The organism is Pedococcus cremeus (assembly GCF_900111375.1).
In the GTDB taxonomy this organism is placed as follows: Bacteria; Actinomycetota; Actinomycetes; order Actinomycetales; family Dermatophilaceae; genus Pedococcus_A; species Pedococcus_A cremeus.
In genome coordinates, this window is the sequence record NZ_FOHB01000001.1 from 478,910 (window position 1) to 505,438 (window position 26,529).

General features: G+C 73.0%; 26 protein-coding genes. 15 read left to right on the forward strand and 11 right to left on the reverse strand.

Going from position 1 to position 26,529, the window contains the following annotated elements; all coding sequences use genetic code 11:
- Positions 1–39 precede the first annotated feature (39 nt).
- The 3 genes from BMW78_RS02215 to BMW78_RS02225 form a co-directional block, all read right to left on the reverse strand.
- The gene (locus BMW78_RS02215; protein ID WP_091755934.1) at positions 40–1,461 is read right to left on the reverse strand and encodes an NAD(P)/FAD-dependent oxidoreductase; all 1,422 of its coding nucleotides are present in this window, start codon (positions 1,459–1,461) and stop codon (positions 40–42) included.
- A 228-nt stretch (positions 1,462–1,689) separates the two neighbouring features.
- A complete protein-coding gene (locus tag BMW78_RS21300; RefSeq protein WP_143056118.1) occupies positions 1,690–2,955 on the reverse strand; it encodes a lytic transglycosylase domain-containing protein in 1,266 nt (421 codons plus the stop codon).
- Positions 2,956–3,317: 362 nt separating this feature from the next.
- Positions 3,318–3,995, reverse strand: a complete 678-nt coding sequence (locus BMW78_RS02225; protein WP_091755938.1) for a response regulator — start codon at positions 3,993–3,995, stop codon at positions 3,318–3,320.
- A gap of 113 nt (positions 3,996–4,108) precedes the next feature.
- Here BMW78_RS02225 and BMW78_RS02230 point away from each other — a divergent pair, with 113 nt between their 5' ends.
- Together BMW78_RS02230 and BMW78_RS02235 are read left to right on the forward strand one after the other, a co-directional pair.
- A complete protein-coding gene (locus BMW78_RS02230) occupies positions 4,109–4,540 on the forward strand; it encodes a pyridoxamine 5'-phosphate oxidase family protein (protein WP_091755940.1) in 432 nt (143 codons plus the stop codon).
- A 116-nt stretch (positions 4,541–4,656) separates the two neighbouring features.
- Positions 4,657–6,369: a GAF domain-containing sensor histidine kinase gene (locus tag BMW78_RS02235; protein WP_091755941.1), complete on the forward strand. Its 1,713-nt coding sequence runs from the start codon at positions 4,657–4,659 to the stop codon at positions 6,367–6,369.
- Between the two features lie 45 nt (positions 6,370–6,414).
- Here BMW78_RS02235 and BMW78_RS02240 read toward each other — a convergent pair whose 3' ends face one another.
- From BMW78_RS02240 to BMW78_RS02250, 3 genes are all read right to left on the reverse strand, one after another.
- The gene (locus BMW78_RS02240; RefSeq protein ID WP_143056119.1) at positions 6,415–7,833 is read right to left on the reverse strand and encodes an SGNH/GDSL hydrolase family protein; all 1,419 of its coding nucleotides are present in this window, start codon (positions 7,831–7,833) and stop codon (positions 6,415–6,417) included.
- Between the two features lie 140 nt (positions 7,834–7,973).
- A complete protein-coding gene (locus BMW78_RS02245) occupies positions 7,974–8,393 on the reverse strand; it encodes an HIT family protein (RefSeq protein ID WP_091755943.1) in 420 nt (139 codons plus the stop codon).
- A gap of 62 nt (positions 8,394–8,455) precedes the next feature.
- Positions 8,456–8,857 (reverse strand): peptidoglycan-binding domain-containing protein, encoded by a 402-nt coding sequence (locus tag BMW78_RS02250; RefSeq protein ID WP_091755944.1) that lies wholly within the window; start codon positions 8,855–8,857, stop codon positions 8,456–8,458.
- A 227-nt stretch (positions 8,858–9,084) separates the two neighbouring features.
- On the opposite strand from BMW78_RS02250, the gene BMW78_RS02255 reads away from it, so the two are divergent.
- Together BMW78_RS02255 and BMW78_RS02260 are read left to right on the forward strand one after the other, a co-directional pair.
- Positions 9,085–9,279, forward strand: a complete 195-nt coding sequence (locus BMW78_RS02255; protein WP_091756530.1) for a DUF6767 domain-containing protein — start codon at positions 9,085–9,087, stop codon at positions 9,277–9,279.
- Entirely contained in the window at positions 9,279–10,655 is a 1,377-nt protein-coding gene (locus tag BMW78_RS02260) for an MBL fold metallo-hydrolase RNA specificity domain-containing protein (protein ID WP_091756532.1), read from the forward strand. The genes BMW78_RS02255 and BMW78_RS02260 overlap by 1 nt, the downstream gene beginning before the upstream one ends.
- Here BMW78_RS02260 and BMW78_RS02265 read toward each other — a convergent pair.
- Positions 10,652–11,671, reverse strand: a complete 1,020-nt coding sequence (locus BMW78_RS02265) for a zinc-dependent alcohol dehydrogenase family protein (RefSeq protein WP_425439036.1) — start codon at positions 11,669–11,671, stop codon at positions 10,652–10,654. The genes BMW78_RS02260 and BMW78_RS02265 overlap by 4 nt on opposite strands.
- A 63-nt stretch (positions 11,672–11,734) precedes the next feature.
- Positions 11,735–12,187, reverse strand: coding sequence for an Hsp20/alpha crystallin family protein (locus tag BMW78_RS02270; RefSeq protein WP_091755945.1), 453 nt, complete (start codon positions 12,185–12,187; stop codon positions 11,735–11,737).
- Between the two features lie 146 nt (positions 12,188–12,333).
- Between BMW78_RS02270 and acsA the strand changes: the two genes are divergently transcribed.
- From acsA to BMW78_RS02295, 5 genes are read left to right on the forward strand one after another with little or no spacing between them, the layout of a single operon-like run.
- Positions 12,334–14,175 carry an acetate--CoA ligase gene (gene acsA / locus BMW78_RS02275; RefSeq protein WP_091755946.1) on the forward strand — a complete coding sequence of 614 codons (1,842 nt, stop codon included), beginning with the start codon at positions 12,334–12,336 and terminating at the stop codon, positions 14,173–14,175.
- Positions 14,172–15,170 (forward strand): pyruvate dehydrogenase (acetyl-transferring) E1 component subunit alpha, encoded by a 999-nt coding sequence (gene pdhA / locus BMW78_RS02280; RefSeq protein WP_342707688.1) that lies wholly within the window; start codon positions 14,172–14,174, stop codon positions 15,168–15,170. The genes acsA and pdhA overlap by 4 nt, the downstream gene beginning before the upstream one ends.
- A gap of 19 nt (positions 15,171–15,189) precedes the next feature.
- Positions 15,190–16,266: an alpha-ketoacid dehydrogenase subunit beta gene (locus BMW78_RS02285; protein ID WP_091755947.1), complete on the forward strand. Its 1,077-nt coding sequence runs from the start codon at positions 15,190–15,192 to the stop codon at positions 16,264–16,266.
- On the forward strand, positions 16,259–17,698 hold the full coding sequence (locus BMW78_RS02290; RefSeq protein WP_091755948.1) for a 2-oxo acid dehydrogenase subunit E2: 1,440 nt from the start codon (positions 16,259–16,261) through the stop codon (positions 17,696–17,698). Before BMW78_RS02285 ends, BMW78_RS02290 begins: the two co-directional genes overlap by 8 nt.
- A complete protein-coding gene (locus tag BMW78_RS02295; protein ID WP_091755950.1) occupies positions 17,695–17,943 on the forward strand; it encodes a phosphopantetheine-binding protein in 249 nt (82 codons plus the stop codon). Before BMW78_RS02290 ends, BMW78_RS02295 begins: the two co-directional genes overlap by 4 nt.
- On the opposite strand, the gene BMW78_RS02300 is transcribed toward BMW78_RS02295, so the two are convergent.
- Positions 17,915–19,258, reverse strand: a complete 1,344-nt coding sequence (locus BMW78_RS02300; RefSeq protein ID WP_091755952.1) for an MFS transporter — start codon at positions 19,256–19,258, stop codon at positions 17,915–17,917. The two genes, BMW78_RS02295 and BMW78_RS02300, sit on opposite strands and share 29 nt — an antisense overlap.
- A 90-nt stretch (positions 19,259–19,348) precedes the next feature.
- Between BMW78_RS02300 and BMW78_RS02305 the strand changes: the two genes are divergently transcribed.
- The 4 genes from BMW78_RS02305 to BMW78_RS02320 all read left to right on the forward strand — a co-directional run bounded on the left by BMW78_RS02305 (position 19,349) and on the right by BMW78_RS02320 (position 23,179).
- Complete coding sequence (locus tag BMW78_RS02305; RefSeq protein WP_245735612.1) at positions 19,349–21,400, forward strand: phage holin family protein; 2,052 nt, start codon at positions 19,349–19,351, stop codon at positions 21,398–21,400.
- Entirely contained in the window at positions 21,397–22,170 is a 774-nt protein-coding gene (locus BMW78_RS02310; protein ID WP_091756538.1) for an MBL fold metallo-hydrolase, read from the forward strand. The genes BMW78_RS02305 and BMW78_RS02310 overlap by 4 nt, the downstream gene beginning before the upstream one ends.
- Positions 22,171–22,396: 226 nt before the next feature.
- Positions 22,397–22,681, forward strand: coding sequence for a hypothetical protein (locus BMW78_RS02315; protein WP_091755953.1), 285 nt, complete (start codon positions 22,397–22,399; stop codon positions 22,679–22,681).
- Positions 22,682–22,744: 63 nt separating this feature from the next.
- Positions 22,745–23,179 carry a hypothetical protein gene (locus BMW78_RS02320; protein ID WP_091755955.1) on the forward strand — a complete coding sequence of 145 codons (435 nt, stop codon included), beginning with the start codon at positions 22,745–22,747 and terminating at the stop codon, positions 23,177–23,179.
- A 58-nt stretch (positions 23,180–23,237) separates the two neighbouring features.
- Here BMW78_RS02320 and BMW78_RS02325 read toward each other — a convergent pair whose 3' ends face one another.
- Entirely contained in the window at positions 23,238–24,125 is an 888-nt protein-coding gene (locus BMW78_RS02325) for a hypothetical protein (protein ID WP_091755957.1), read from the reverse strand.
- A 264-nt stretch (positions 24,126–24,389) separates the two neighbouring features.
- On the opposite strand from BMW78_RS02325, the gene BMW78_RS02330 reads away from it, so the two are divergent.
- Both BMW78_RS02330 and BMW78_RS02335 read left to right on the forward strand, forming a co-directional pair.
- The gene (locus BMW78_RS02330) at positions 24,390–24,725 is read left to right on the forward strand and encodes a spore germination protein GerW family protein (protein ID WP_091755959.1); all 336 of its coding nucleotides are present in this window, start codon (positions 24,390–24,392) and stop codon (positions 24,723–24,725) included.
- Between the two features lie 58 nt (positions 24,726–24,783).
- Positions 24,784–25,092: a hypothetical protein gene (locus BMW78_RS02335; protein WP_091755960.1), complete on the forward strand. Its 309-nt coding sequence runs from the start codon at positions 24,784–24,786 to the stop codon at positions 25,090–25,092.
- Here BMW78_RS02335 and BMW78_RS02340 read toward each other — a convergent pair.
- Positions 25,082–26,476, reverse strand: a complete 1,395-nt coding sequence (locus BMW78_RS02340; RefSeq protein WP_091755961.1) for a DUF2252 domain-containing protein — start codon at positions 26,474–26,476, stop codon at positions 25,082–25,084. The genes BMW78_RS02335 and BMW78_RS02340 overlap by 11 nt on opposite strands.
- Between the last annotated feature and the right edge of the window lie 53 nt (positions 26,477–26,529).

A 26,529-nucleotide genomic window follows, 5' to 3' on the forward strand; every position in this document is an offset into this window, starting at 1 on the left:
CGCTCCCGCGGCATACGTGGTGGGGTCAGGGGTGAGTGGTCAGGAGGAGCGGAGGGCGCGCTCGCGGGCCTCGGCGACCGACAGGTGCTCGGGCTTCTTGTCGGCCGGCACCCTCGGCAGCGACGGGGCGTACTCCTCCCCCAGGTCCTGGATCGCCGTGCGCGCGAACACCTGCTGCTCGGTGACGGTGCGCTCCGAGCGGCCCCGGCCGACGAAGCTGACCGCCCAGTGCAGCAGCGTGGTCAGCCGGTGCTTGAAGCCGATGATGTAGACGAGGTGCACAGCCAGCCACAGCACCCAGGCGACGAAGCCGGTGAAGCGCAGCTTGCCGATGCTGGCGACCGCGCTGAACCGCGAGATGGTCGCCATCGAGCCCTTGTCCTTGTACTCGAAGGGGCCCCTCGGGGGCTGCCCGGCGAGGCGGCGCTTGATCTGGTCGGCGGCGTAGCGGGCGCCCTGGATTGCCACCTGGGCCACACCGGGGTAGCCCTTGAGGGCGGCCATGTCACCGACGACGAAGACCTCCGGGTGGCCCGGCAGGGTCAGGTCGTCGTTCACCTTGACGCGGCCGGCGCGGTCGATCTCGGCGCCCGACTGGTCGGCCAGCATCTTCCCGAGCTCGGAGGCCTGCACACCGGCGGCCCACACCTTGGTGACCGACTCGATCCGGCGGTGGTTTCCGTTCGCGTCCTCGACCTCGATGCCGGTGGCGTCGACGCCGACGACCTTGGCGCCGAGCTGCACCTCGACCCCGAGCTGCTTGAGCTTGGTGGCGGCTTTGGCACCGAGGTCCTCGCCGAAGGCGCCGAGCACGCCCGGTGCCGCGTCGAGCAGGATGATCCGGGCCCGGGCGGGGTCGATCTTGCGGAAGTCGCGCTTGAGCGTGCGGTGTGCGAGCTCGGCGATCTGGCCGGCCATCTCGACACCGGTGGGACCGGCGCCGACGACCACGAAGGTCATCAGCCGCTCGATCTCCTTGGGCGTGCTGGCGAGCTCGGCGTACTCGAACGCGCCGAAGATCCGCCCGCGCAGCTCGAGGGCGTCGTCGATGCTCTTCATGCCCGGCGCGTAGCGGGAGAAGTGGTCGTTGCCGAAGTAGGACTGACCGGCGCCCGCGGCGACGAGCAGCGTGTCGTAGGGGGTGACCGTCTCGCGGTCGAGCACCTTCGAGGTGACCGTCTTCTTCTCGAGGTCGATGTGGGTGACCGTGCCGAGCAGCACGCGCGCGTTGCGCTGGCGGGCCAGCACCTCGCGGGTGGTCGGCGCGATCTCGCCCTCGGAGAGGATGCCCGTGGCCACCTGGTAGAGCAGGGGCTGGAACAGGTGGTGGGTGGTCTTGGCGACCAGCGTGATGTCGACGTCGGCGCGCTTCAGCGCCTGCGTCCCGAACAGGCCACCGAAGCCCGACCCGATGACGACCACGCGATGACGCTGGCCCAGTGCTGACTCCTGCGACGGCATACCGACACTCTCCTCTTCACGCAAAAAGACGGCCACCCCACCGTGGGGTGCCGTCCTCGCTGACGCTGTGGGTGCACTCGCAACAACAACGCTAGAGCAGCCCGTATGCCGTGTCGCGGCAGGCGTGCGCACGGTGCGACGTGCGTCACGTCACCGTCTCGAGAATGCGGCCGAGGTTCTCAGCAGGTGGGACGCCTCGGTCGCGCCCGCCCCGGTGAACTGGTCACCTCAGGGACTGGTCGGGCCCTCGGTGGCCGTCGTGGTGGCAGTCCCCGTGGTGGTGGTCTCCGTCGGGGTGACCGTGGCCGTCGCCGAGCAGGTGGTCGGTGAGGGCGAGGGGCTCGTGGTCGTCGTGGTCGGTGTCGGCGTCGTGGTGGTGGGCGACGGCGTGACCGTGACGGTCGTGGTCGGCGACGGGCAGCTCGTGGTGCTGGTGCCCGGCGTCTGCGTCGTGGACGGCGTCGTCGTGGGAGACGAGGTCGTGGGACTGCTGGTGGTGGTCGGCGCCGAGGTGGTGCCGGTCGCCGTGCCCGTGGTCGAGCTGGGCGTCGCGGTGCCCGTCGTGGCGGTGCTCGGTGTCGTCGTCACGGGAGCCGGCGTGGTGCGGGCGGCCGTGGGCGAGGTGGTCGCGCCCGTGGTGGAGCTGGGCGACAGCGATGTCGCGCTGCTCTGCGGGACCGGCAGCTGGCTGGCGCGACCGCCCGAGGCGACGGTGAAGTCGACCGAGCTGACCGCCTGGAGGCCCTTGCCGTCGAAGTAGCGCATCCACTCAAGCACCGCGAGGACGTAGGCGTCGGACTGGTTGTACGCGTAGATGGCCGCGCGGAGCTCCGCCGGGACGGACAGGTCACGGCCGTAGTTGCAGAGGTAGCCGGCCGCGGACCAGGCGGCGTCGTAGACGTTCTGCGGGTCGGCGCGGCCGTCGCCGTCACCGTCGACCCCCGACCTGGCCCACGTGCTGGGGATGAACTGCATCGGCCCGACGGCGCGGTCCCAGGTGCTGTTGCCGTCGATGCGGCCGTGGTCCGTGTCCGGGATGGTGGCGAAGGGGCCACCGTCGAGCAGCGGGCCGAAGATGCCGGGCCGCACGACGTGGTCGGCTCCGATCTGCCGGCCGCCGGCGGAACCCGACTCGATCTGGCCGATGGCCGCGAGCAGCGACACCGGCAGGTTGCACGACGTCGGCGAGGCTGCGACCGCCGACCGGTAGGCCGCCACGAGCACACCGGCGCGGTCGAGGCCTGCCCGGGTCACGGGGTGCTCGGACCGGGAGACCGGCAGCGGGATCGCCCGGGTCATCACGGTCCCGCGCTCCTGCCGCTCGGTGGCCGAGGTGGGCGGCAACGTCGGGGTGAGGCCGTCGAACCCCTTGATGGCCGGGAAGGCGTACCGGGGAACGGGCGCCCCGTTCGGCCGCTCGCCCGACGTGGGCGTGGAAGGCACCGCGCCCGCGAACGCCACCAAACCGGCCAGCAGGACCGTCGTGAGCCGCATCTGCACTGGAGTCCCCCTTGGCGCTGCCTTCGCGGTGCGATCTCGGCCATCGTCACCCCGGTGCGCGAGGGAGACCACCCCCGGGCGACGAAATGGTCAGAAAGGGCTAAACAGGCGTCACACCAGCAACAGCGGGCTACCCGCGTCCCTGACGCCTCTCCGCGATAAGGACGAGGAACCGTCCAGAAACGGTGTCCGGCAACAGGCGTGCCCGCGCGTCACCCACCCCTGGGCCGCCCCGTCCACCACCTCCTGCACTCCGCCCCGCGGCATACCGGAAACACGAAGTCCCAGCTCTCGCCCTTCCCGTCAGGGAGAGGACCGAGAGCTGGGACCTCGGCAGGTGGGCGAGCCCGCTCGGCCTACGACTCCTTGTCGCGCAGCCGCGAGGCGAAGACAGCCGCCTGGGTGCGGCGCTCCATGCCGAGCTTGGCGAGGATGCTCGAGACGTAGTTCTTGACCGTCTTCTCGGCCAGGAACATCTCCTTGCCGATCTGCCGGTTGGTCAGGCCGTCGGCGATGTGCATGAGCACGCGACGCTCCTGCTCGGTGAGGCCGGAGAGCGCGGAGTCCTCCTCCTGGCTGCCGCGGAGGCGCTCGAGCACCCGGGCGGTGACCTGCGGGTCGAGCAGCGACTGCCCCTGCGCCACCCGGAGGATCGCGTCGACGAGCTCGTTGCCCCGGATCTGCTTCAGCACGTAGCCGGCCGCCCCCGCCATGATGGCGTGGAAGAGCGCCTCGTCGTCGTCGTAGGAGGTGAGGATGAGGCAGGCGATCGATGGGTCGACGGACCGCACGTCGCGGCACACGTCGATGCCGCTGCCGTCCGGCAGGCGGCCGTCGAGCACGGCGACGTCGGGCCGCAGCGCAGGGATGCGCCGGGTGGCCTCCTCGGCCAGGCCGGACTCGCCGACGACCTCGATGCGCCCGTCGTTCTCCAGCAGCTCACGCAGACCTCGGCGGACGATCTCGTGGTCGTCGAGCAGGTAGACGCGAACCTTCCGGCCCTGGCCGGTGTCCGCGGCGGACTCATTCTCCATGCCGCTCATTCTCGCCCCACCGGGAAGGCTGCGCACAGGCGCCTCGCCGGATCGGGCGCAAAGGGACCATTGGCCCTCCCGGCCCCTGCGTCGGGCCGCTGATACTCGAACGCGTGGAACGGATCCAGCCCCTGAGCACTGAGGAATGCCTCCAGCTCCTGTCGACGAGCAGCGTCGGCCGCATCGCCGTGACCCGTGACGCGCTTCCCATCATCCTCCCCGTGAACTACGCGCTCGACGGCGGATCGGTGCTCATCCGCACCACCGACGGAGCCATCCTGCGGGCCGCGCGGGCCGGCGGCGCCGTGGTCGCCTTCGAGGTCGACAACCTCGACGAGAGCACCATGACCGGCTGGTCGGTGCTCATCACGGGCACCCTGCGCGAGGTCACCGCGGTCAGCGCCGTGCTGCGCGCCGAGCAGCTGCCCCTCGCCCCGTGGGCCGGCGGCGACCGCCGGCACTTCGTGCGGATCACGCCTGGCATCCTCTCCGGCCGCCGCGTCCTCGCCGAGGAGGTCGTCGCCTCGCAGCACGCCTCACACTGACTCCGGCTGACTCTGGCGAGCCCTGACCGTGGCAAGCCCTGACCGTGGCGGGCCCCACAGGCGCCTTCTGGGGCGAGTCCCGGACGGGCGCAACAGGGGCTCCCTACACTGGCAGCATGGAGAGGCAACCGGGCAGTAACGGCTTCGTGCCCTCCTTGTCGGGCATCGACCTCGACGACCTCCTCGGCGAGCTCCGCGACCGAGCGGGGGCCGTGCGGGAGGCCCACGAGCGGCTCAGCGGCCTGCTCGGCGCGGTCGTCGCCGTCTCCAGCGAGCTCGACCTCGCTGCGGTGCTCCAGCGGATCATCACCACGGCCTGTTCGCTCGTGGGCGCCCGCTACGGGGCGCTCGGTGTGCTCAGCCCCGAACGCGACCAGCTCGTGCAGTTCATCACCCACGGGCTCGACGACGAGACCCGGGCCAGGATCGGCGAGATCCCCCACGGCCACGGCGTGCTGGGCCTGCTCATCAAGGATCCCAAGGCCCTGCGGCTGCACGAGATCTCCGAGCACCCCAAGTCGGTCGGCTTCCCGCCGAACCACCCGCCGATGCACAGCTTCCTCGGCGTGCCGCTTCTCGTGCGTGACGAGGTCTTCGGCAACCTCTACCTCTCCGACAAGGAGAGCGGTGAGGACTTCTCCTCCGCCGACGAGGAGGTCGTGACCGCGCTGGCCGCGGCCGCCGGCGTGGCCGTCGAGAACGCCCGCCTCTACGAGCAGAGCCGCAACCGCGAGGCCTGGCTGCGCGCGGCCGCCGAGTGCACCCGCACCCTCACGGGCGAGGCCCAGATCCGCACCGGCTACGACCAGGTGGTCTCCTCGGCGCACACCGCGTCGGCGGCGCCGGTGGTCGTGCTCATGCGCCCGGCCGAGCCCGAGCTCGACCCCGCCGGCAGCCTGTATGCCGTGGCGCAGCGGGGGCTGCTCGAGGTCACCGAGACGCCGGTGGCCACCGTGCCCGAGGCGCTGGTGCGGATGGTGGACGCCCACGCCGCGTGCCAGCTCGAGCCCGAGGACGTTGCGGACCTGCTCGGTTGCAAGGCCCCCCAGGCGGCCGCCGGCGCCCCGATGTGGGCTGGTGAGCGGTTGGAGGGCGTGCTGCTGTTCCTGTGGCCGGAGGCGGCCCCCTCCTCGCCGATCGACCTCTTCCAGGCCACCACCTTCGGCGAGCGCGTGGCCCTGGCCATGGCCGTCGCCGAGGCGCAGTCCGACCGAGAGCGCATCGCCGTGCTCGAGGACCGCGACCGCATCGCCCGTGACCTGCACGACCTCGTGATCCAGCGGCTCTTCGCGGTGGGCCTGTCGGTGCAGGGCGCCGCGCGCGACGCCGTGAAGCCGCAGGTGGCACAGCGGCTGGAGCGGGTGGTCGACGACCTCGACGAGACCATCAAGGACGTCCGCCGCACCATCTACCAGCTGCACGCCACACCCGGGGTGGGCGGCCTGCGCTCGGAGCTCGACGAGGTGCTCGAGCACGCCGAGGACGCCCTCGGGTTCGCGCCGTCGCTGCGCACCGAGGGGCCGCTCAGCGCCGTGCCCGACGAGGTGGGCGCCGACCTGGTGGCGGTGCTGCGCGAGTCGCTGACCAACGCCGCCAAGCACGCCGACGCCACGTCGGTGTGGGTCGAGGTGCGGGTCGGGAGTGCGCTCGAGGCGTCGATCAGCGACAACGGCAACGGCATGCCGGCGAGCCTGTCGCGCCGCAGCGGGCTGGCCAACCTGCAGGCCCGGGCCGAGGCGCACGGCGGCAGCCTCACCGTCACACCGGTGCCCACCGGCGGCACCGAGATCGTCTGGTGGGTGCCGCTGACGTCCACCGCCCGCGGCTGACCCAGCCGCACGGCATACCCGTCGCAGCCCTGCACCTGCACCGGGTCAGGGCAGCAGGGCGTCGAGGTCGACGGACGCCGCCATGGCCGCGTAGGCCGCGTCGTTGGGGTGCAGGTGGTCGCCGGAGTCGAAGCCGGGCTGCAGCCGCTGGGGCCGGCCGGGGTCGCGCAGCACCACGTCGAAGTCGAGGACGTGGTCGTAGACCGTGGTGGTGCGGATCCAGGCGTTGACCTGCTCGCGCACGGCGTCGCGCTGGGGCGTCCACTGGGACCAGCCCTCGAACGGCGCGATGGTCGCGCCGACGACCCGGAGCCCGGCGGCGTGGGCCTGCGCGGCGACCTGCTCCAGGCCGGCGATGATCCGCGCCGGGTCCTGCTGCACGGGCGCCTGCTGGATGTCGTTGACGCCCTCGAAGAGCACCACGGTGCGCACGCCGGTCTGTGTCAGGGCGTCGCGGTCGAGGCGCAGTGGCACGCGGTCGCCCTGTCCCGGGGCACCGCCGTCGAGGAGCACCCGGTTGCCCGCGATGCCGGCGTTCAGCACCCCGAACCGCTGGGCGGCCGGGCGGGAGAGCACCCGGTCGGCGACGAAGTCGGTCCACCGACGGTTGGCTCCCGGGGTCGACCCGGTGCCGTCGGTGATCGAGTCCCCGACGAACGCCACGGCACCGGCTGCGGTCGACTCCACGTCGACGCCGTCGAGGAACCACCACGACGTCGTGCGGCCCGCGAAGGCCTCGGCGTCCGGGTCGGCCGTGTGGTCGCCCGAGGCGGTCCAGCCCGTGGCCCGCGCAGCGGGGTGGTAGGTCGCCGGTCCGGTGCGGCCGGGGACGTGGAGGGTGATGAGCAGGTCGCTGTCGGGCGGCACCACGAGCGCGACCGGGTCGGAGGCCAGCTCCGTGCCGGCTGCGACGATCGTCGTCGTCGAGCGGCCGAACGTCACCGGCGTGAGGGTGCCCGGCTGCGCCGTGCCGTCCCGTCCACGCGCGAGCGCGACCGTGACCGCTCCGACCCGCAGCGGCCGGGCGCCGTAGACGTTGGTCAGCCGCACCCGCAGGGGTGAGCCTCCGAGCGAGACGTGCACCCGCTGCCGGATCGTGGTGTCGCGGAACCCCGCGAGCGCCTGTCCCGCGACCGGACGCGTGACGGCGGTCGACCAGGTGCCGACCCAGCGCAGGTCCTTCGCCGCAGGGGCCTTCGGGGCGCCGGCGGCCACCACGCCCGCGGCCGCCACGCCAGAGCCTGCGGCCACACCGGACGCTGCGGCCGCACCGGAGCTTGCGGCCACAGCGGAGCTTGCGGCCACAGCGGAGGCCGCGGTCGCGACGGCCGATGGCCGGTCGGCCCGAGCCGGTTCGCTCGACAGCAGCACCGAGGAGACACCCGTCCCCGACACCAGGACGGCCACCACGGCCACCAGTCGACCCAGCACTCCCCGTCGGGAGCCCCCCACACCCTGCGCCACGCCTGTCCCTTCCGAGCACACCTGCCCCGCAAGGGTAAGCGCCTCAACGCGGTGCTCGTGACAGCGACGCCGGAGTCCGCCGAAGCTGCCGGAACAGGTGGGCGAAAGCTGACCGAAAGGGTGACCGCGCTGGTCTCGCGTCAGGCAGGTGGGGCCAGCGCGGATCGCAGCCGCGCGGCATACCCCTCGGCCTCGTCGGCGTCGGCGTACTTCGTGCGCGGCCAGAAGAAGCCCCGCAGCCCGTCGCCCTTGGTGCGCGGCACGACGTGCACGTGCAGGTGCGGCACGCTCTGGCTCACGACGTTGTTCATCGCCACGAACGAGCCCTGCGAGCCCAGCCCCTCCACGACCGCGGCGGCGACCCGCTGGGCGGCGCCCATGAGCACCGGCATCAGCCGCGGCGTGACCTCGAGCAGCGTCGGCACGTGGGCCCGCGGCGCGACGAGCACGTGCCCCTTGAACACCGGCCGCGCGTCGAGGAAGCCCACCACCTCGGGCTCGTCGAGCACCACGTGGGCGTGCACCGACCCCTCGACGATGGCACAGAAGACGCAGGTCACGAGCGCGAGCCTAGGCGGGCCCACGGGGGTCCGCGCCACGGAGGCTCAGTGGCGCGAAGTGGTCAGCGGCGGGTCATCCGGGGGTCGCCGCCCAGGCGCCACCGGCGCCGGGTGCGCGGCAGGGCGCTGTGGCTGCCGAGGATCGCCGACCAGACGTCGCGGCCCACCACGACCCCGACGAGGTCGGCACCAGCCTGCTCCCCGGGGTCACCGAGCCCCTGCCGCCGCCGGAACTCGTCGAGCGCCTGCGCGGTCTCGGGGCCGAAGTAGCCGTCAGGCTCGGCGCCGATGTGCCGCTGGAGGTACTTCACGTCGTCGCCGGCGTCCATGAGCCGAAGGGTCCGGCTGCCCGGCCTCAGCCACTGGTAGTTGCCGTAGCCGTCGGGACGGCTGCGGCCCTGGCGTTCCACCGGTCCCCGGTCGGCCTCGGTGTACGGGACGGTGTTCGCCTCTCCTGCGTTCACCTTCAACCCCCGCCCTTCGTCGTGCTGTGGTCCACCGGCCGCGGCTGCCGTGCGGCAGCGGGGAGTTGCGGCGGTGGCGGGTTCGCACCGACCCTCGCACGACGCCCCGACAACGGGATCCACCTTCCGTCGTAGGGCAGCCCCGGTCCGGCGCCCGATGCGCACCCGTGCCCAGAGGGTCCGAAGGACTCTGTGTGCCGCGGGGCGGTGTCCGTAGCGTCGGTTCCGTGCCCCAGCGTCCGGTTCCTGCCTGCCCCATCCGTGACGGCGACCCGTGCTCGCTGTGCGTGCCGGGCGTCAGCGGGCCGCAGGACTGCGGGCTGGTCTACCTCGTCACCTCCGACCCCGAGCTGCGCGCGGAGTGGGCCGCGCGACGGCATACCGAAGCCGCCCTCAAGCGGGAGCGGAGGTGCACCGCCTGATGCCGACCTCGCTCACCTTCCTCGGTGCCGCCGGCACGGTGACCGGCAGCAAGTTCCTCCTCGACCACGGCGCACACCGGCTCATGGTCGACTGCGGCCTCTACCAGGGTGAGCGGGAGTGGCGGCGGCTGAACTGGGCGCCGCTCCCCCTGGACCCGAGCAGCATCCACGAGGTCGTGCTCACGCACTCGCACCTCGACCACTGCGGCTACCTGCCGGCGCTGGTGAAGCAGGGCTTCGCGGGGCCGACCCTGGCCACCGAGGGCACTGCCGAGCTGGCCGCGATCATCCTGCGCGACAGCGCCCACCTCCAGGAGGAGGACGCCGAGAACGCCCGCCGCGGCGGCTACTCGCGCCACGACCCCCCGCTGCCGCTCTACACCGAGGCCGATGCCGAGGTCGCGATCCGCACGCTGCGTGCGCTCCCCTACGGCGAGGCGCGCGACCTCGGGAGCGGCCTCCGGATCCGGTTCGCCCGGGCGGGGCACATCCTCGGCTCGGCCACCGTGGCGGTGGAGGCCGACGGCGGCACCGTGCTCTTCTCCGGCGACCTCGGGCGGACGGACCACCCCGTGCTGCGGGCGAGGGAGGACCCGCCCGCGGCCCGCACCGTGGTGCTCGAGTCGACCTACGGCGACCGCGAGCACCCCGAGCCGGGTGCCGAGCCGCACGCGGAGTTCGCCGACGCCGTGCGCCGCACCATCCGCCGCGGCGGCTCGGTGCTGATCCCGGCCTTCGCCGTCGACCGCACCGAGCTGGTGCTGTCCGCCCTGGCCGACATGCTCGAGCGCGGCGCCATCCCGTCGGCGCCGATCTACGTCGACAGCCCGATGGCGCTGGCCGCGCTGCAGGTCTACCGGAGCGGCCGCCACCAGGACGAGCTCAAGCCGGGCGCGGTGCAGGGCCTGGAGCGGTGGCCCGGGCTGCACACCGCCCACACCGCCGACGAGTCGCGCGCCCTCAACAACCCCCACCGCCCCTCCATCATCATCTCGGCGTCGGGCATGGCCTCCGGCGGCCGCGTCGTGCACCACCTGAAGTCGCTGCTGCCCGACGCGCGCAACACCGTGGTGCTCACCGGTTACCAGGCGGTCGGCACCCGCGGCCGCGCCCTCGCCGACGGCGCGCACGAGGTCAAGATCATGGGGCGCTACGTACCGGTGCGGGCCGAGGTCGTCGTCGACGAGGAGTTCTCGGTGCACGCCGACTCCTCCGAGCTCGTGGACTGGCTGCTGCGCATCCCCGAGCCGCCCGAGACGGTCTACGTCGTGCACGGCGAGGAGGCCGCGGCCGAGTCGCTGGCCGGTCGCATCCGCCGCGAGACGGGCTGGACCGTCGCGGTGCCCCGCCTCGGCGAGCGCGTCCTCGTCGACTAGGAACCCACGCGCAGCACGGCGGCGCCGCGCAGGTCACCGGCGGCGACGTGGGCCAGCGCCTCGTCGGCGCGCTCCAAGGGGTATGCCGTGGTGCTGGGTCGCAGGCCCAACCTGGCGGCGAGCGCGAGGAACTCCTCGCCGTCGCGCCGGGTGTTGCTCGTCACCGAGCACAGCGTCTTCTCACGGAACAGGTGGCGCTGGTAGTCGAGAGTCGGCACGTCGCTCATGTGGATGCCGGCGCACGCGACGGTGCCGCCGGCGTCGAGCGCCTCCAGGGCGAGCGGGACGAGGTCGCCGGCCGGGGCGAACACGATGGCCGAGTCGAGCGGCACGGGCGGGGCCTCGCGCGCGTCACCCACCGAGGCGGCACCGAGCTCGCGGGCCAGCTGCCGGGCGCCCTCACCTCGCGTGAGCACGTGCACCTCGGCTCCCTGGGCGATGGCGACCTGCGCCGTCAGGTGGGCGCTGGCGCCGAAGCCGTAGATGCCGAGCGTGCCGCCGGCCGGCACCCGGGCGCGCAGGAGCGAGCGGTAGCCGATGATGCCGGCGCACAGGAGGGGCGCCGCCTGCTCGTCGGTGAACGCGTCCGGCAGCCGGTAGGCGAACGCCTCTGGCACGACGGCGAACTCGGCGTACCCGCCGTCGGCGTCCCACCCCGTGTAGCGCGACCGCTCACAGAGGTTCTCGCGGCCGCTGCGGCACCACCGGCACGTGCCACAGGTGTGCCGGAGCCAGGCGATGCCGACGCGGTCCCCGGGCGAGAACCGGTGCGCCCCAGCGCCGGTGGCGACGACCTCGCCCACCACCTCGTGGCCGGGCACCGTGTCGGGCCGGCGCGGCGGCAGGTCTCCCTCGGCGAGGTGGAGGTCGGTGCGGCACACCCCGCAGACCCGCACGCGGACGAGCACCTCGCCCGCGGCAGGACTCGGCCGCTGCAGCTCCACGAGCCGCAGCGGCCGCTCCGCGAGCGGGCCGGGGCGACCGACCGCCCAGACCCGCATGACGTCACCGCTCACGGGCCCATTGTGCCGGTCACCGGCGCGTCGGTCTCCCCCTCGGCCCGGGGTCGCCGGACCGGGTCACTTCACCGTGATGTGGGTGCTCTTCGCCTCGCTGGCCTTGGGCATGGTGATGGTCAGCACGCCCTCGCTGAGCGCAGCGCTCACCTTCGCCTCGTCGATCGGGCAGGGCAGGATCGCCTCGTAGCTGAAGGTGCCGGTCACCCGGGTGGAGTGGCGCATCACGCCCTCCTTCTCCTTGACGACACGCTCGCCCCGCACGGTGAGCCTGCGGTCTGACATCTCGATGTTGATGTCCTTCTTGTCGACACCGGGCAGGTCGAGCTCGACCGTGAAGGCGTCGTCGGTCTCCTGCAGCTCCCCACCGGGCGCGAAGTCGACACCGGCAGGCAGGCCCTGGAAGACGTCCTCCATCAGCTCACGCATCCGGTGGCTCCAGGGCGCGAGGGAGAACTCCTCCCACGGGGTGCGGCGCCGAAGCTCGGGCGAGCGGCTCGGGGTGTTGGTGGTCATGGGCTGCCTTCCTGTCGTGGGCGGAACGGGGTCGGTCCCGCGCGGCAGCGTTGCCGGGACCGTTGTCCAGTCCACGCCCGCCCCCGAAGGGCAAACAGTGGCTTAGGTCCCTGTCCGGGGGACGATCCCCGGCGCATCGTGCTGCCATGGGCGAGGTGGTGCTCGAACGTGACGAAGGGGCCGGTGGCGGTGAGGGCCAGCGGCCTCCGATCGCGTTGACCCCCCGCAGGGCGCCGCTCATCGGGGACTGGGCGGTCCGCCGGCGCACCTTCACCTGGCGGCAGGCCCGCGGCTGGCTCGAGGGACTTCCCGGAGGTGCCCTGAACATCGCGCACGAGGCCGTGGACCGGCACGGAAGAGGCGACCTGGCCGACGTGGTGGCGGTGCGCTTCCTCGCCCGGAATGAACCGACCACGGAGCTCACCTACGCGGAGCTCGCCCGGCAGACCGACGTCACCGCCGTGGCGCTGCAGGACCTGGGGGTCCGCCGGGGTGACCGCGTCTGCACACTCCTCCCCCGCTCGCCGGAGCTGTACCTCACCGCGCTGGGGACCCTGAAGGCCGGCGCGGTGTACTGCCCACTCTTCCCCGCCTTCGGCATGGAGCCGGTGCGCCAGCGCCTCGAGCTCGGCGGCGTGCGGGTGCTCGTCACCGACAGCGAGTCCTACGCCAACAAGGTCGCGCCCGTGCGTGACCGCCTGCCCGACCTGCAGACCGTGGTGGTGGTCGACGCGGGTGGTGCGGGCGACGAGCCATCCACCGCCGAGGTCATGGCCTGGGAGACGGTCATGCAAGAGGCCTCGGAGTCGTTGCAGCGCAATGGCTTCGAGATCGTGTCCACACGCCCGGACGAACCGGCACTGCTGCACTTCACCAGCGGCACAACGGGGCGCCCCAAGGGCGCGGTCCACGTCCACGAGGCCGTTGTCGCGCACCACGCGACCGCGCGGTTCTCCCTCGACCTCTCCCCCGGCGACCTCTACTGGTGCACGGCCGACCCCGGGTGGGTGACCGGCACGTCCTACGGCATCATCGGCCCGCTCACCTGCGGCGCGACCGTCATCACCGACTCCGCGGACTTCGACGCCAAGCGCTGGTACTCGATCCTCCAGGACGAGAAGGTCGAGGTCTTCTACACGGCGCCGACGGCGTTGCGGATGCTCATGCGCCGCGGGGTCGAGATGGCCCACGACTACGACCTGTCGTCGCTGCGGCACGTCGTCAGCGTCGGCGAGCCCCTGAACCCCGAGGCGGTGCTGTGGGGCCTGGAGGCGTTCGGGCTGCCGGTGCACGACACGTGGTGGCAGACCGAGACCGGCGCGATCATCGTGAGCAACTACCCCGGTATGCCGGTCAGGCCGGGTTCCATGGGTCGTCCGATGCCGGGGGTGGAGGTGGGGGTCCTCGAGCGCGGTGCGGACGGACGTGCCGGCGTCGTCGACGGGCACGTGCACGTGCTCGACGACCCCCACGCTGTCGGCGAGCTCGCCATCCGGCCGGGGTGGCCCTCGATGTTCCGCGACTACCTCGGCGAGCCGGAGCGCTACGCCAAGGCGTTCGTGGACGGCTGGTACCTCACCGGGGACCTCGCCCGCCTCGACGGAGACGGCTACCTGTGGTTCGTGGGCCGCGCCGACGACGTCATCAAGTCGGCCGGCCACCTCATCGGCCCGTTCGAGGTCGAGAGCGCCCTGATGGAGCACCCTGCGGTCGCCGAGGTCGGTGTGATCGGCAAGCCGGACCCGTTGGCCGGGGAGATCGTCAAGGCGTTCGTCACCCTCAAGGCCGACATGGTGCCGAGTGAGTCGCTGCGCCGTGAGCTGATCACGTTCGGGCGAAAGCGTCTGGGGTCCGTGGCTCCTCGTGAGATCGCCTTCGAGGAGCACCTGCCCCACACCCGGAGCGGCAAGGTGATGCGCCGGCTGCTCAAGGCCCGCGAGCTCGGCCTGCCCGAGGGCGACCTGTCCACGGTGGAGCGTCCGGCGTGACCGCGCTGGCGCACGACCGCGAGACGCTCCTGGCGCAAGGGGCGCCGGCCCTGCTGCGCCAGATGATCCGTGTGCGCCGCTTCGAGGAGAAGTGCGTCGAGCTCTACAGCGCCACCAAGATCCGCGGGTTCCTGCACCTGTGCATCGGCGAGGAGGCCGTCGCGGTCGGCGTCATCTCGTCACTCGGGCCCGGCGACGCAGTGGTGTCCACCTACCGCGAGCACGGCCACGCCCTCGCGCGCGGCGTGCCCATGAACGCCGTCATGGCCGAGATGTTCGGCAAGGCCACCGGGTGCAGCCGCGGTCGCGGCGGCTCGATGCACCTCTTCGACGCCGACCTGCGCTTCTACGGCGGCAACGCCATCGTCGGCGGTGGGATGCCTCCCTCGGTCGGCATGGCACTGGCCGACCGGATGAACGACCGCGACGACGTCACAGCCTGCATCTTCGGCGAGGGGGCCATGGCCGAGGGCGAGTTCCACGAGAGCGCCAACCTGGCCGCCCTGTGGCACCTGCCGGTGCTCTTCGTCTGCGAGAACAACCGCTACGCCATGGGCACCGCCCTCGCCCGCGAGCACGCCGAGACCGACCTCACCGTGCGCGCCGCCTCCTACGGCATGGTGGCCTGGGCGGTCGACGGCATGGACGTCCTCGCCGTGCGGGAGGCCGCCGAGCGGGCCATCGCCCTCGTCCGCGGCGGAGGCGGGCCGTGCTTCCTCGAGCTGCGCACGTACCGGTTCCGCGCGCACTCCATGTACGACCCGGACCGCTACCGCGACAAGGCGGAGATCGAGCGCTGGCGCCAGTCGGACCCCATCCCGCGCCTGACGGGCGAGCTGCTCGCCCAGGGCGTCGTCAGCGACGACGAGGTGGCGACCTGGGAGGGCGAGATCGCCCAGGAGATCGAGGCAGCCATCGCCTCAGCGGAGGCGGCACCCCTCGAACCGGTCTCGGACCTCACGCGGTTCGTGACCAGCGAGAGGCAGACGCCATGATCAGCCAGAGGTCCGAGCCATGACCCCGGCGCGAGCTCCCAGTGCACCACGCCGTGAAGCCGCACCGGCGCCGGAGACGGCCGTCACCACCTACCGGGAGGCGCTGCGCGAGGCCCACCGTGAGGCGTTGCAACGCGACCCGCGCGTGTTCCTCATGGGCGAGGACGTCGGACGCTACGGCGGTTCCTTCGCCGTCAGTCTCGGCCTGGTCGAGGAGTTCGGGGAGGAGCGGATCCGGGACACCCCGCTGTCGGAGTCCGCGTTCACCGGTGCCGGTATCGGCGCCGCCATCAGGGGGATGCGCCCGATCGTCGAGATCATGACGGTCAACTTCAGCCTGCTGGCCCTCGACCAGATCCTCAACAACGCCGCGACGCTGCTGCACATGTCCGGCGGCCAGCTCGCCGTGCCGCTGGTGATCCGGATGACGACCGGCGGGGGGCGGCAGCTCGCCGCGCAGCACTCACACTCGCTCGAGGGCTGGTACGCCCACATCCCCGGCCTGCGAGTGCTGGCGCCGGCCACCCTCGAGGACGCCCGGGGGATGCTGTGGCCCGCGCTGCAGGACCCCGACCCCGTGCTGATCTTCGAGCACGGTTCGCTCTACGGGCTCAAGGGCTCCTTGCCCGATCCGCTGCCCGAGGTGGACATCGCGACCGCGGCCGTGCGACGGCCCGGCTCCGACGTCACCCTGGTCGCCTACGGCGGGGGGTTGGGCAAGACCCTGGAGGCCGCGGAGCTACTTGCCGCAGACGGGATCGAAGCCGAGGTCATCGACCTTCGGGTGCTCCGTCCGCTCGACGACGCGACCCTGCTCGGCTCGCTCGCGCGGACCCACCGCGCCGTGGTCGTCGACGAGGCGTGGCGCTCGGGCAGCCTGGCCGGGGAGATCTCGGCACGCCTGGCGGAGAAGGGCTTCTGGGACCTCGACGCCCCCGTCGAGCGCGTGTGCGGCGCCGAGGTGCCCCTGCCGTACGCCGCGCACCTCGAGCAGGCGGCGCTGCCGCAGCCGGAGACGATCGCCGCGGCCGCGCGCCGTGCCGTGCGTGGTGACGGGACTGGCGAAGACCAGGGTGACGGGTCTGGTGATGGGTGACTTCGTGATGCCCTCCCTCGGGGCCGACATGGAGGAGGGCACCTTCATCGAGTGGCTCGTCTCCCCTGGCGACACCATCAAGCGGGGCGACGTCATCGCCGTGGTGGAGACGCCGAAGTCAGCCGTCGAGGTCGAGTGCTTCGAGGACGGCACCGTGGGCGAGCTACTGGCACACGAGGGCGACGTGGTGCCCGTGGGTGGGGTGCTCGCCCACCTGACGCCTGCGGAGGCGGCGATCCCCGAGGAGGCTGCGGCCGTCGTGGCTGCAGCTGCCCCGGCGGTGGCCGAGGCGGCTCGGGTCGCGGCTCCGGCAGCGGTCGCGGCTCCAGCGGCGGTCGCGGTAGCGGCGATTCCACCAGAGGTGGAGGCCGCACCGGTGACGCCCGCCGAGGCGGCGACGCGCCACCTGCCCCCGGTCTCGCCCGTGCTGCGCCACCGGGCCCACGAGCTGGGCATCGACCTCGCGACGATCGTCGGCACCGGACGGCACGGCGCGGTGACGCGCGCCGACCTCGAGCACGCCGCCGCAGCAAGAGCCGCCACCGCCGCAACCGCCACCGTCGGAGCCCCCACGCGGCCAACCCTGCCGAGTCCCACTGTGCGCCAACGCATCTCGCCCTATGCCCGCCGACTGGCGGCCGACCTCGGAACCCGGCTCGACGGCATACACGGCACCGGCTCCGGTGGTGCGGTGACCGCGGCGGACGTGCGCCGCGCCGCTGAGTCCGCCGCGCCGCCACCGCCGGCAGCAAAGCCGCAGCGGGCGGACGCCGACTCGATGCGCCAGAGCATCGCCGCGCTGATGACGGTGTCGAACCGGGAGATCCCGCACTACTACCTCAGCGCCACGGTGGACCTGACCGCTGCCCTCTCCTGGGTGCGCGCCCGGAACCGTGAGCTGCCCGTCGAGCAGCGCCTGGTGCCGTCGGCCCTGCTGCTGCTGGCGGCTGCCCGTTCGGCGCGGCAGGTGCCCGAGCTCAACGGCCACTGGGTCGAGGGACGGTTCCGCCCCAGCGACGACGTCGACCTCGGGCTGATCCTGTCGCTGCGCCGTGGCGGGCTGCTGGTTCCCGCGATCCCCCGCGCCGACACCCTCTCGGTCACGGACATGATGGCGGCCATGCGTGAGCTGACCATGCGGGCGCGGGCCGGCCGCCTGCGCGGCTCCGACCTGGCGCAGCCGAGCATCACCGTCTCCAACCTGGGCGACCAGGGCGTCGAGAGCGTGCTGGGCGTGATCTACCCGCCGCAGGTCGCGCTCGTCGGGTTCGGCGCCGTCTCGGAGCGGCCGTGGGCGGTCGACGGGCTGCTCGGCGTGCGGCCGCTGGTGACCACGACGCTGGCCGGTGACCACCGGGCCAGCGACGGAGCCGTCGGCGCACGGTTCCTCAAGCACCTCGACCGACTGCTGCAGAAACCGGAGGAGCTATGACACCTGACGAGGCACGCACCCTTCTCGAGCAGTCGCTGCGCGTCGTCGTGCCCGACGCCGACCTGACCGGCCTGGGTGGCGAGACCGACATCCGGGAGCGGTTCGAGCTGGACTCGCTCGACTTCGTGGAGATCGTGGAGCGGCTCAGCCAGGGCGCCGGGTTCCGCATCGAGGAGGACGAGGACCTGCGCACCATCGACGCGATCGTCGGCCTGCTCAGCCGCGGGACGCCGCACCCGGTGTGACCGGGCCACCGATCTCACCACCGGGCTCCCCGGCCACCTCGCCAGCCGCCCCGGCCGCCACCTCGCCGACCACGGCGGACGGTTCGAGGTCGCCATGACGACCGGCGCGGGCCAGGAGCAGCACGGCCGGCAGCAGCGCCAGGGCGCCGGTGGCCAGCGCTGCCCGCACCGTCCACCGGGTGCCGACCCAGCCCAGTGCCGGTCCCCCGGCCCACTCGCCGGCGCTGCCGGCGATGTTGGTGATCGAGAGCACCGTGGCCCGCGACGACGACTCGGCGATGCCGAGGTTGAGCCAGGTGCGGAACGGCGCCGACGCCAGCGAGCGGACCACCGTGGTCGCCCAGTAGGCGCTCACCGCGAGCCAGAACCGGTCGGCCAGGGCGAAGGCGAGGGCGGCGCCCAGGAGCAGGGTGTGCAGGGCAGCGAGCAGCCTTGCCAGCCGGGCGTGCTCGAGTCGCTCGATGCGGGCCACCAGGGGTGCAGCCACGACGAACGAGATGAGCAGGGTGCCCGCCGCCAACACGCCGAACCACGCGACGTCGTCGAGCCCCCAGAACGTCGGCAGGCCGATGTCGAGCAGCAGGTGGGCCTCCCAGAGCCGGTCCCAGCCCTCGCTCCAGGCACCCACCGCGACGGCCACACCCAGCACGGCCAGCAGCACCGGGCGGGCCAGCACCTCGCGTCGGCCGTCGCCGAACGTCGCCAGCGCCGCGCGCGCCGAGGCGGCCGGGCCGGGCACCCGGTCCGGTCGGGTGAACCCGCGCTCGGGCATGGCCACGGCGAGGAAGACGGCGAGCAGACCTGCGGTCGCTCCGGCGCCCAGCAGGGGCAGGCGCAGGTCGACGGAGGCGAGCGCCACCGCGGCGCCGATGCCGGTCAGGCCGGCGACCCGCTCCACCTGCGCGCCCCGCTGGTATGCCGCACCGAGCCCCTCGCTGCCCACCTCGTCGGCGAGCCACGCGTCCTCGGCGCCACTGCGGAACGTCCAGCCGAAGCCCCACAGCGCCATGCCGGCCAGCACGACGCCCGGGCCCGGGGCGAGGCCGACGACGAGCATGCCCGACCCGCAGACGACGGCCGCCACGACGAGCGAGAGCCGACGCGAGTACAGGTCGGCGAGCACCCCCGTCGGCACCTCCGAGAGGAAGTAGGCGACCTCCAGCGCCGTGCCGGCCAGCACCAGCTGCAACGGGCTCAGCCCCGCCTCGCGCACGAAGTAGACCGCCGCTGTCGTCCACGACAGCGTGCCGACGAACGCCCACGCCGCGGCATACACGAACCAGGTGGGCGTCGCATCCAGCCGGCGCAGGGCCACGTGGCGAGTATGGGTGCCGAACCGCGGCCGTTGCCATGCCTTTTCGCGGAGCCGGCCGTGGTCCGGCACGCCGGTCGGTAGGGTCGGGACGTGCCGCACCTGGGCCGTGCCGGGGACCTCGTCCCCACGCTCCGCGATCTCGCCGATGCCGGGTGGGGGCTGCTCACCACGAGCCTCGGCCTCGGCGCGGCCATCGCGCTCGTCGACGGCGTCACAGCCGACGGCCCGGTGCCAGTCATCTTCGTGGCCGTCACCGTCGCGGGCGGCGACTTCCTGCTGCGCCCCCTGCTGCGCGTGCTGGCCCTCGGGATCGGGGCCATCGGCGCCATGGTCGCCGGGCTCCTCGCCCAGGTGGCGCTGGCCTGGGGCGCCCTGCTGCTCGTACCGGGCATCGGCGTCACCGACTGGGGTGCGGTGCTGGTCGTGCTGGTGGTGGCCTCCGTGGTGATGGCACTGGGCCGCTGGCTGGTCGGGGCCAACGACAGCTCGTACGTCCTCGGCGACATCATGCGCCGTGCCAGGTCGCGGGCGCGGGCTCGTGAACGCCGCGGCGAGCCGGCCCTCCCCGCCGAGGCGGGGCTGCTCCTCGTGCAGCTCGACGGCCTCTCGCGCAGCGCCCTCGAACAGGCCATCGAGGCGGGGCTCGCGCCGACGATGGCGCGCTGGCTGCGCGAGGGCACCCACCACCTGACGAGCTGGTGGTCGCAGGTGCCCTCGACCACCCCGTCGGCCCAGGCCGGCGTGCTGCACGGCAACAACCAGCCGATCCCCGCGTTCCGCTGGTGGGACAAGGAGCTCGGCCGCCTCGTCGTGGCCAACCGTCCCCAGGACTCGGCCCTCGTGGAGTCGCGGGTCAGCGACGGCAACGGCCTGCTCGCGCACGGCGGCGTGGCGATCAGCACGATGTTCTCGGGCGACGCCCAGACCCGCCTGCTCGTCATGAGCGCCGCCGGTGGCGGGGGCGGCCTCGGGCCGGGGCCGAGCTTCCTGCGCTTCTTCGCCAGCCCGTTCGTGCTCTCCCGCGCGCTGAGCCGCAGCGTGCTCGAGATGGTCAAGGAGCTCTACCAGGGCCGTCGGCAACGGGTCCGCAACGTCGTGCCCCGCGTTCGCCGGCAGGGCTGGTACGTCGTGCTGCGGGGCATCAGCAACGTGCTGCTGCGCGACCTCAACGTCTCGCTGGTGGCCGAGCACCTGGTGCGCGGCACCCCCGCCATCTACGTCAACCTCGTCGACTACGACGAGATCGCCCACCACGCCGGCCCCAGCCGGCCGGAGGCGCTGCGGGCCCTCGAGGGGCTCGACGGCGTGCTGGCGCTGCTCGAGCAGGTGCTGCTGACCTCGGGACGCTCGTACCGGGTCGTGGTCCTGTCCGACCACGGGCAGAGCCTGGGCGCGACCTTCCGGCAGGTGGAGGGCACCGACCTCGCGACGGTGTGCCGTGGGCTGCTGGAGGTGCCGGACAGCGCGTCCGTGGAGGCCTCCGAGGGAGAGGCCTGGGGTCCGGTGAACACCCTGCTCACCACGCTGCTGAGCAGCCGTCCCGCCCGCCGTCCCGTCGTCGTCGGACCCGACCGACACCGGCCCGAGGCCGCCGCCACCGAGCAGCTTCCCGAGCTGGCCGTCGTGGCCTCGGGGAACCTCGGCGCGGTGTGGTTCCCGCGGCTGCCGGGCCGGGTGACCCTCGAGGAGGTGCACGTGCGCTGGCCCCGGCTGGTGCCCGGCCTGGTGAGCCGCGACTCCGTCGGCGTGGTGGTGGCGCAGACCGAGAGCCGCGGGCCCGTCGCAGTCGGCCGGGCGGGGCTGTGCGTGCTGGGCGACGGCACGGTCGAGGGAGAGGACCCCTTGGCCCAGTACGGCCCCCGTGGACGTGCCGACCTGCTGCGCTGCGCCGGGCTCGACAACGCGGCCGACCTCATCGTCGTCTCCTCCGTCGACGCCTACGGCCAGGTGCACGCCTTCGAGGAGCAGGTGGGCTCGCACGGCGGCCTCGGGGGGCAGCAGAATGAGGCCGTGCTCCTCTACCCCGCCGACCTTCCCGTGGAGGACGGCGACCCCCTTGCAGGCGGGAGGGAGCTGGTCGGCTCCGAGGAGCTGCACGACCAGCTCGTCGCGTGGATGCGCCGGCTCGGGGTGCGTCCGTGAGGCTGCGGGTCACCTGGCTCGGCCACTCCACCGTGGTCCTCGACCTCGGCGGCGTGCGCCTGGTGGCCGACCCGCTGCTCGAGCGACACGCCGGCATCCTGCGGCGGCGGTTCGCGACACCGGACACGGGCGCATGGGAGCGCCTCGACGCCGTGCTGCTCTCCCACCTGCACCACGACCATGCCCACCTGTCCTCGCTGCGCCAGCTGAACGGCATACCCGTGCTCACCTCGCGGGCCAACGCCCGGTGGCTGGCAGGGAAGGGCCTGGCCGCCGGCACCGGCCTCGACGAGGGCCAATGGGCCACGCTGGGGTCAGACGGGCAGGTCCGGGTGCGCCTGGTGCGGGCGGTGCACGGGCACCGGCCCATGCCGCACCGCCCCAACGACGCCAACGGCCACCTCGTGCAGGCCGCCGGCACGACCGTGTGGGTCGCCGGTGACACCGAGCTGTACCGCGACATGGCCGACCTCGCGGAGCTGGCCGGCGCCCCGATCGACCTCGCAGTGGTGCCCGTCTCGGGCTGGGCGCCGCGGCTCTCCGGCGGCCACATGGGCCACGAGGAGGCGGCGCGGGCGTGCGACGTCGTGGGTGCCCGCCACGCCATCCCGGTGCACTGGGGCACGCTGCACATGCCGGCCGGCAGGCACCTGCCGCGCGGCTGGATGGACCGGCCGGGGCTCGCGTTCGCCCACGACGTGCAGCGGCTGGCCCCCGGCTGCGAGCCGGTCGTGCTGCACCCCGGCGAGTCCTGGACGCTCCCGGGCTGAGGAACCGTGGCCGGCACCACCGCCCGGCCGACTCGCGTGCCGGGGAGGTTCCGGACGGGCCGGGCCCAACCGGGACGAACCGGCCACCGCCCGGGTGGACATGTCCTGTCGCGCAAGGCCGTTGGGCCCTGTTTCGCTGACAGCGCCCTCATCCATATTGCAGAGTGCAGGGGGAGGCAAGAACAGCTGGACGCCCGATGGTCCGGCCCGACCCGGTGAGGTGCCCGTGACCCCCGACAAAGCCCGAACGATCTACCTCAAGGCCGTACGCAAGGTCGCCCCGGACGCCGACCTCGAGGCGGTGCGCGCCGGAGCCGACGTCCGCTACGTCTGCCACCTCGACCCGCCGCGCTTCTGCAGCTTCGTGGGCAGGCTGAGCGAGCTGGCCGGCTTCGAGGTGCACCTCGACGACGCGGACGCCGACAGCCTGCGCACCATCGACGACGCGGTCCGCTTCCTCGTCAACGAGTCGTCGCGCCTCACCCTGCTCGGCCTGCACACGGCCGGCTGACGCCGTCCAGGGGCGCAACGCAGACCCGCAGCCGATCCGCCTCCTGAGCCAGGAGCCGACACCATGGCCACCACCGCCTCACCCAGACGGCCGAGCGTGGCTGCCCGGCGCAGCGGCTACATCGTCGCCGCCGCCCTCAACGGGCTGGTGCTCTACCTGGTCAACCGCCGACCCGGCTGGGAGGCCCTGCCCTTCCTGACGCAGGACATGACCAAGGTGCTCGGGCTCGTGAACGCCTCGATCCTGACCGGCATCATCACCAACCTGGTCTACCTGTTCGCCGACCCGCCCCGGCTCCGCTCGCTCGGCGACCTCGTCACCACCGGCATCGGGCTCGCCGCGATGGTGCGCATCTGGCAGGTGTGGCCTTTCTCGTTCGAGGGTGGGGGATTTCCCTGGGACACGGTGTTCCGCTGGCTCGTGGCGATCGGCATCGTCGGCAGCGCCATCGGCATCGGCGTCGCCATCGTCACCCTGGTGCGCGGCACGCACCGCTGACCGTGACGACGCACCTCTGACCGCGCGGCACCGCTGACGGCGCCCCGCTGACGACGCGTCAGTCGGCCCGGTCGAGGTGGCGAAGGTGCCAGACCACGGCCGCCCCGAGCGCCGCACCCAGCGCCAGGAACGGGCCGACCAGCGCGGTGGACGCGAGGTCGGGCTGCGAGGTGTCGGCCTGCGCGCCGAACCACTGGTCGCTCGCGATGCTGAGGCACTCCACCGCGTAGAAGGTCAGCAGGCCACCGCCGAGCAGCACGCCCCAGGGCCGGTGGTTCCAGAACCACCAGGCCGCCACCAGGGCCGCCGGCACCCAGAACGCGAGGTCCTGCACCCAGACCGGGCTGGTGAGCATCCCGCTGCCCTCCAGCAGCGACCCGGGGTGGGGTGTGAAGACGACCGGCAGGATCCGCACCAGCCAGGCCAGGCCGTTCAGCACCGCGAAGAGGGCGGTCACCGCCGCGAGCTGCTGGGTGGGCATCCGCCCGTGGACGCGCGCCGTGAACCGGTGCACCTCCACGGCCCGCAGCAGCACGAGCAGCGACCACAGGCCGAGGCCCAGCATCGCGACATAGGCGAGGAAGAGGTTGTTCATCGGCGTGCCGAAGCAGAACAACACGCCCTGGTACAGCAGGTAGGCGATGGCACCGAGCCACACGACCAGCCCCCGTGCCGATCCGCGCGAGGACGCCGCCATGGCGACCAGCAGGGCGGGCACACCGAGGGCGAGCACGACGAGGGCCGTACCGCGCAGGTTGCCCTGGGTGACCTCGGGTCCGGTCAGCACCGACGGCGCCCACAGGCTGAAACCCGCCGAGACGGCCGCCGCGACCGCGAGGCAGCCGGACAGCACGTACGGCCAGCGGGTCGGCGCCAGCACGAGTGGCCTCGTCGCGTGCTCGCGGGGCACGGCCGGGAACTCGACCTGGATCTCGATGTGCCGCATGACGTTCCCCTTTCGTCGACACCCCCACCGTGTCGTCGCCGTCGCCGCGCGCCACAGGGGCGAAGGGCACCGGTTCGGCGCGACCCAGCCGGTTCGTGGCCGTGCCGCTCCTGGTGTCCCAGCCGTATGCCGCGGCACACGCCGGCCTCGCCGGTCCCCTGGGCGTCGGGCTGCCGTCAGGTGTTGGCGCGCGCCACGAGAAAGGCTGTGGGCTAGGACTTTTGGACCTGCGGAGCGAGGGGGCGTCCCACCTACGGTGGCGGCATGGACATCCAGCAGCTTCTCGGCCAGGCCACCGACAGCGCCAAGGTCTCGCGGGTCTTCGGCGAACCGATCCACGAGGGAGACGTGCTGCTCGTGCCGGTCGCCCGCGTGCGGGGCGGCGCCGGCGGGGGTTCCGGCACCAGCCCGCAGAACGAGGGCGAGGGCAGCGGCGGCGGCGGGGGGTTCACCGCTGACCCGGCAGGCGTCTACGTCGTCAAGGGCGGCGAGGTCAGCTGGCGTCCGGCCGTGGACGTCAACCGTGTCGTCATGGGTGCCCAGCTCGTGGCCATCGTGATGGCCATGGCGCTCCGCTCCCTGCTGCGCCGACGGCGGTGACCTCGACCTGAGTACCGGCGCCCATGACGGGACGCCCGATGCGCGTCATCGTGGGCGCATGACGATGAACCGCAGCCGCCTGTCGTACGTCTGGGCGCTCGCCCTCCTGTGGGCTCTACCCGCCGTCGCCTTCTCCGCCTGGATCCTCACGGCGCCCGAGCACAACCCCGACGGCCAGTGCGAGGGCATCGGCTTCGGGTGCACCCTCACCCCTCATGACGGGGCCGTGTTCATGGCGATGATCTCGACACCGGTGCTGCTCCTCGCAGGCGGCTTGGCCTGCCTGACCATCTGGGTCCTGCGGCGGCGTGGTGAACGGCGCTCGCACCGTGCGACCGCTGTGTCGAGCGTCGAGCTCAGGCCCTGAGCACGGACGCACCGTTCGCCACGGCCTCGGTGAACTTCGCGTGGTCGCGGGCGTTCACGTCGGCGTAGGAGTCGGCGAAGACCGCCATCGCCCGGGAGAACTGCTCGTCGTCACCGAGGTAGGCCGCGATGGCGATGCGGTCGCCGGAGCGGGCGTGGGCCCGGGCCAGGGTCCACGCGCAGACCTCGGCGTAGAGGCGCAGGTTCTTGGGGGTCATGTCCTCGATCGACGCCGAGCCCTTCCAGTCGTGCAGCTGCCGGACGTAGAAGTCGCGGATCTTTCCGTCGAGGCCCATGGCGCGCTGCCAGCCGAGGAACATGTCGCTGGCCGCCTGCATGACCCGCTGGCCGGTGACGACCCGCAGTCCCTCGTGACGCTGCTTCGGCAGCCCGAGGTGGGAGGCGATCACGGACGGCTGCGCCTCCTTCACCTGCAGCAGGAGGGGGTCGCCGTCATCGCGGCCGCGCATGAGCACCACCCAGCAGCGGGTGCCGACGCTGCCGACACCCACGACCTTGCGGGCCATGTCGACGAACGAGTACGACCTGGCCAGCTCACGGTGACCGGGGGCCAGGGAGTCGGCGTAGTCCCACAGCAGGTTCTCCATCGACTCCTCGAGCTCGTCGCGCGCCACCTCGGGGGCCAGCTCGGCGACCGGCACCAACAGGGGCGGGTCACTCACGATGCGGCGGACCCCGTCGACGACCTGCGTCAGGGTGGCCACCGAGCGGAGGTGGTCGCGGCCCATGGCCTTGGCGATCGCCTTGTCGAACCGCTTCCCCGCCTTGGCGTTGATGTCGTCGGCCAGCAACCCGCGCAGCTCGGTGACCGACACCCGGGCGTACCAGACCGCGAGGTTGCCCTGGCCCGCGAACCCTCGCATGGCGTCCTGGTAGCGGCGCGCCGCCGCCACGACCACCTTGGTGTTCTGCTTGTCGGTGAACCCGTTGGCCCGCCCGGCCACCGCCAGGCTCGCGACCAGCCGCTTGACGTCCCACTCCCACGGTCCGGGGCAGGTCTCGTCGAAGTCGTTGACGTCGAAGAGCAGGTTGCGCTCCGGGGAGGCGAACATGCCGAAGTTGGCCAGGTGGGCGTCACCGCACAGCTGCGCGTAGAGGCCCGTGTGGGGCTGGGGCGCGAGGTCGGCCGCCATGACCGCGGCTCCCCCACGGAAGAAGGCGAAGGGCGAGGCGGACATGCGCTCGTTGCGGATGCCCACCAGCTCTGGCAGGCGGGACGGCAGCTGCTGGACCAGGACCCCGACGGCATCCCGGTCGGCGCGCAGGTCGAGCGCGGCGTGCTCCTCGGGCGGGAGCCGCTTCCGAGCGGTCAGCCCCTTCTCGGCACGGGCCTCTGGGGTCTCGAACACGTGCTGCTCGCGCATCGGCTCCTCCTTGCATAGACACCTGCCCAGCGTCCTGCCGCTCGCCGTGGACC

Bases quoted from the DNA above. Each gene is read 5' to 3' on its own strand.
- BMW78_RS02215 (WP_091755934.1), bottom strand. From the start codon at position 1,461: ATGCCGTCGCAGGAGTCAGCACTGGGCCAGCGTCATCGCGTGGTCGTC.
- BMW78_RS21300 (WP_143056118.1), bottom strand. From the start codon at position 2,955: ATGCGGCTCACGACGGTCCTGCTGGCCGGTTTGGTGGCGTTCGCGGGC.
- BMW78_RS02225 (WP_091755938.1), bottom strand. From the start codon at position 3,995: ATGGAGAATGAGTCCGCCGCGGACACCGGCCAGGGCCGGAAGGTTCGC.
- BMW78_RS02235 (WP_091755941.1), top strand. From the start codon at position 4,657: ATGGAGAGGCAACCGGGCAGTAACGGCTTCGTGCCCTCCTTGTCGGGC.
- BMW78_RS02260 (WP_091756532.1), top strand. From the start codon at position 9,279: ATGCCGACCTCGCTCACCTTCCTCGGTGCCGCCGGCACGGTGACCGGC.
- BMW78_RS02270 (WP_091755945.1), bottom strand. From the start codon at position 12,187: ATGACCACCAACACCCCGAGCCGCTCGCCCGAGCTTCGGCGCCGCACC.
- acsA (WP_091755946.1), top strand. From the start codon at position 12,334: ATGGGCGAGGTGGTGCTCGAACGTGACGAAGGGGCCGGTGGCGGTGAG.
- BMW78_RS02285 (WP_091755947.1), top strand. From the start codon at position 15,190: ATGACCCCGGCGCGAGCTCCCAGTGCACCACGCCGTGAAGCCGCACCG.
- BMW78_RS02290 (WP_091755948.1), top strand. From the start codon at position 16,259: ATGGGTGACTTCGTGATGCCCTCCCTCGGGGCCGACATGGAGGAGGGC.
- BMW78_RS02295 (WP_091755950.1), top strand. From the start codon at position 17,695: ATGACACCTGACGAGGCACGCACCCTTCTCGAGCAGTCGCTGCGCGTC.
- BMW78_RS02320 (WP_091755955.1), top strand. From the start codon at position 22,745: ATGGCCACCACCGCCTCACCCAGACGGCCGAGCGTGGCTGCCCGGCGC.
- BMW78_RS02325 (WP_091755957.1), bottom strand. From the start codon at position 24,125: ATGCGGCACATCGAGATCCAGGTCGAGTTCCCGGCCGTGCCCCGCGAG.
- BMW78_RS02330 (WP_091755959.1), top strand. From the start codon at position 24,390: ATGGACATCCAGCAGCTTCTCGGCCAGGCCACCGACAGCGCCAAGGTC.
- BMW78_RS02335 (WP_091755960.1), top strand. From the start codon at position 24,784: ATGACGATGAACCGCAGCCGCCTGTCGTACGTCTGGGCGCTCGCCCTC.
- BMW78_RS02340 (WP_091755961.1), bottom strand. From the start codon at position 26,476: ATGCGCGAGCAGCACGTGTTCGAGACCCCAGAGGCCCGTGCCGAGAAG.